Source organism: Nocardiopsis sp. TNDT3, assembly GCF_003427465.1.
In the GTDB taxonomy this organism is placed as follows: Bacteria; Actinomycetota; Actinomycetes; order Streptosporangiales; family Streptosporangiaceae; genus Nocardiopsis; species Nocardiopsis dassonvillei.
Genome location: NZ_QPFC01000601.1, coordinates 1 through 3,811 on the forward strand (window position 1 = coordinate 1; position 3,811 = coordinate 3,811).

3 protein-coding genes are annotated in these 3,811 nt (G+C 71.9%); all 3 read left to right on the forward strand.

Annotated features, from left to right (window positions below):
- Positions 1-22 precede the first annotated feature (22 nt).
- Positions 23-1,180 (forward strand): ABC transporter ATP-binding protein, encoded by a 1,158-nt coding sequence (locus DQW06_RS15305; RefSeq protein ID WP_013156243.1) that lies wholly within the window; start codon positions 23-25, stop codon positions 1,178-1,180.
- A gap of 65 nt (positions 1,181-1,245) precedes the next feature.
- Positions 1,246-3,132 (forward strand): ABC transporter substrate-binding protein, encoded by a 1,887-nt coding sequence (locus DQW06_RS15310; RefSeq protein ID WP_071623108.1) that lies wholly within the window; start codon positions 1,246-1,248, stop codon positions 3,130-3,132.
- Positions 3,133-3,181: 49 nt separating this feature from the next.
- A partial coding sequence (locus DQW06_RS15315) for a PmoA family protein (protein ID WP_198662457.1) occupies positions 3,182-3,811 on the forward strand: 630 nt, incomplete at its 3' end.

Consider the following 3,811-nt stretch of genomic DNA (forward strand, 5'->3'; position numbering starts at 1 on the left):
CCGACCAGCGAGGAGACCGTCGATGCCGACTGAGACACCGGCCGCGACGCCGGACCCCGCGCCGCGCGGACCCGCGTCCGCCACCCCGGCCGAACCCGTCCTGAGCATCCGCGGCCTGCGGGTGGACTACCCCGTGCGCGGACGCTCGCGGCGCGGCCCCCGCCACGTGCGGGCCGTGGCCGGGGTGGACCTGGACGTGTACCCGGGCGAGACCCTCGGCCTGGTCGGGGAGTCCGGGTGCGGCAAGACCACCCTGGGTTCGAGCGTCATGCGGGCCCGCCCGGAGGCCTCGGGGGAGATCCGCTACCGCGCCTCCGACGGCCGCGTCCTGGAGGCCCTGGCGCTGCCCCGCGGCGACACCGCCGCCTACCGGCGGGAGGTGCGGATGGTCTTCCAGGACCCGCAGTCCTCCCTCAACCCCCGGATGACCCTGCGCGACATCGTCGGCGAGCCGCTGCGGATGCTGCTGGGGCTGCGCGGACAGGAGCTGGAGGCGCGCGTGCGCGAGGTCATGGAACGGGTGGGGCTGCACCCCGACCACCTGCGCCGCCACCCGCACGCGTTCTCCGGGGGCCAGCGCCAGCGGGTGGCCATCGCCCGCGCCCTGGTCCCGGGCCCGCGCCTGGTCGTGGCCGACGAGGCGGTCAGCGCCCTGGACACCTCCGTGCGCTCGCAGATCCTCAACCTCCTCCAGGACCTCCAGGACGACCTGGGCCTGACCTACCTGTTCGTCTCGCACGACCTGTCGGTGGTCGAGCACGTGTGCGACCGGGTCGCGGTGATGTACCTCGGCCGGATCGTGGAGGTCGCGCCCACCGACGAGCTGTTCGGGCGGCCGAGGCACCCCTACACCGAGGCGCTGATCTCCGCGGTGCCCATCCCCGACCCGCGGCTGCGCGGCACCCGCGAGCGCGTCCGGCTCACCGGCGAGGTGCCCGACCCCTCGCGGCCGCCGTCCGGCTGCCCCTTCCACCCCCGGTGCCGGTACGCCACCGGCCTGTGCGCCGCCGAGGAGCCCGCGCCGCGCACCGTCGCGCCCGGCCGCACGGTGGCGTGCCACCACGCCGGGGAACTCGACCTGGCCGGGATCACCGCGGACTCCGCGCCCGGCACCGCGACCACCGGTCCCCCGGCCCGCGCGACGCGGGAACCCCCCACGAGGCAGGAGCAGGAATCATGAGACGACGAACGCCAGGCGGCGCGAGGCGGTGGCTGGGCGCCGCCGCGGGAGCGGCGGCGGTCGTGGTGACCGCCGGGTGCACCTTCTTCTCCCTCGATCCCGAGGTCGAGGAGGGCGAACGGGTGGAGGGCACCGGCGAGGCGCCGATGCTCACCGCCCTCGTGGAGTCGGGCGACCTGCCCCCGCTGGAGGAGCGGCTGCCCGACGAGCCGCTGGTGGTGGAGCCCCACGACCGCGTCGGCGTGTACGGCGGCGAGTGGAACAGCGCCATCCTCGGCGTGGGCGACTGGCCCTGGCTCGGCAGGACCGTGGGCTACGAGAACCTCACCCGCTGGGACCCGGAGTGGCAGGAGGTGATCCCCAACCTCGCCGAGTCCTGGGAGTACAACGAGGACGCCACCGAGCTGACCTTCACCCTGCGCGCGGGCCTGCGCTGGTCCGACGGCGAGCCGTTCACCTCCGACGACGTCGTGTTCGCCTTCAACGACATCTTCAACAACGAGGCGCTGACGCCGGTCGCGGCCGCCGATCCCGGCACCGCCGAGAAGGTGGACGAGCGGACCTTCACCATCACCTTCGACGAGCCCGACGCCCTGTGGGCCGGGTACGACCTCCTCCAGTACCAGGTGGTGACCAAGCCCAAGCACTACCTGGAGCGGTTCCACATCGAGTACAACCCCGACGCCGACGAGCTGGCCGAGGAGGAGGGGTACGCCGACTGGGTCGAGATGTTCGAGGCCGAGGCGGGCGTGATCGACAGCTCCCGGTACTGGCAGAACCCCGACATCCCCACCATGTACCCGTGGCGGGTCGTGGAGCCGCTGGCCGACTCCGGGCGGATGGTGCTGGAGCGCAACCCCTACTACTGGAAGGTGGACACCGAGGGCAACCAGCTCCCCTACATCGACCGGGTCGTCTTCGACATCCTCCCGGACGAGGAGGTCATGCTGGTCAGGGCGCTCAACGGCGAGTTCGACATGCACTCGCGGCACTTCAACACCCTGGAGAACAGGCCCACCCTGGCCGAGGCGCGCGAGTCGGGCGGCTACGACTTCTTCGAGCTGCGGCCCGCCGAGATGAACACCGCGATGATCTCCCTCAACCTCACCCACGAGGACGAGGAGCTGCGCGAGACCTTCAACGACCGCGACTTCCGGGTGGCGCTCTCACACGCCGTCAACCGCCAGGACATCATCGACGTCGTCTACCGCGAACAGGGCGAGCCCTGGCAGGGCGCGCCCCGCGAGGACAGCCCCTTCCACAACGAGGAGCTGGCCAAGCAGTACACCGAGTACGACCCGGACCTGGCCAACGAGATCCTCGACGAGGCGGGCTACGACGAACGCGACTCCGACGGCTTCCGCACGAGCCCGCGCGGCGAGACGGTGCGCTTCACGCTGTCGGTGCCCACGGACTTTCGCCCCGACATCGTGGACTCGATGGAGATGGTCGTCGGCTTCTGGCAGGAGCTGGACATCGACGTGGAGCTCAACACCGAGGACCGCTCGCTGTGGCAGACCCGCCGGGAGAACAACGAGCACGACGCCAACGTGTGGTCGGGCGACAACGGCATGATGGACGCGATGTACGACCCCCGCTGGTACGCGCCCACCCAGAGCGGGGAGTCCAACTTCGCCATCCCGTGGGCCCAGTGGTACGTCTCCGACGGCGAGGACCCGCGCTCCCAGGAGCCGCCCGCCGACGTGCGCGAACACCTGGAGCTGTACGACGCCGTCCAGGCCGAGCCCGACCCCGGGGCCCGCGAGGAGCTGATGCGCGAGTTCCTGTCGGTCTCCCAGGAGCGGTTCTACGCGATGGGCGTCAGCCTGAGCCCGACCGGCTACGGGATCGTCGCGGACGACTTCCACAACGTGCCCGGGTCGATGCCCTCCTCCGGCAACTACAACGACCCCGGGCCGACCAACCCCGAGCAGTACTTCATCGAGGAGTGACGGCCGCGCCCTCCCCCACGGCGACAGAGGCGACAGAAGGGACAAGGACATGTCCGCGCACACCACGGCGACCACGGCAGGCGGCGGAGAACCCGTCCGGAGCGGCCTGGGGCTGGTCCACGAACAGGGGCGCTCGCTGCGCCTGACCCACGACGGCGGCGAACTCGTCCGCTACGTGTACCGGCCCTGGGACGCGCAGCTGGAGTCGCCGCGCCCCTACCTCCACCCGGTCCGCACCCTGGGCGGGGACACCGTCAGCCTGTACCGGCCGCACGACCACGTGTGGCACAAGGGGATCGCGTGGTCCCTGCCCAACGTCGGGACGGCCAACTTCTGGGGCGGCCCGACCTACCTCCGGGACGCGGGGTACCGGCAGCTCGCCAACGACGGCTCGACAGAGCACCGCTCCTTCGATCGGATCGAGGCCTCACCGGAACGGGTCTCGATAGGCGAACGGCTGGAGTGGGTGACCGAGCAGGGCGAGACCTGGTTCTCCGAGCGGCGGGGGCTGCGGTTCACCGCGGCCCCCGACCGGGGGGCCTGGACGATGGTGTTCACGACCTCCTTCACCAACCTGACGGAGGAGGAGGTCCCCTTCGGCAGCCCCACCACGGAGGGGCGGCCCAACGCCGGGTACGGGGGTCTGTTCTGGCGCGGCCCCCGCTCCTTCAGCGGGGGC

Excerpts from the sequence above, each read along its gene's own strand:
- DQW06_RS15305 (WP_013156243.1), top strand. The coding sequence starts at position 23 with ATGCCGACTGAGACACCGGCCGCGACGCCGGACCCCGCGCCGCGCGGA.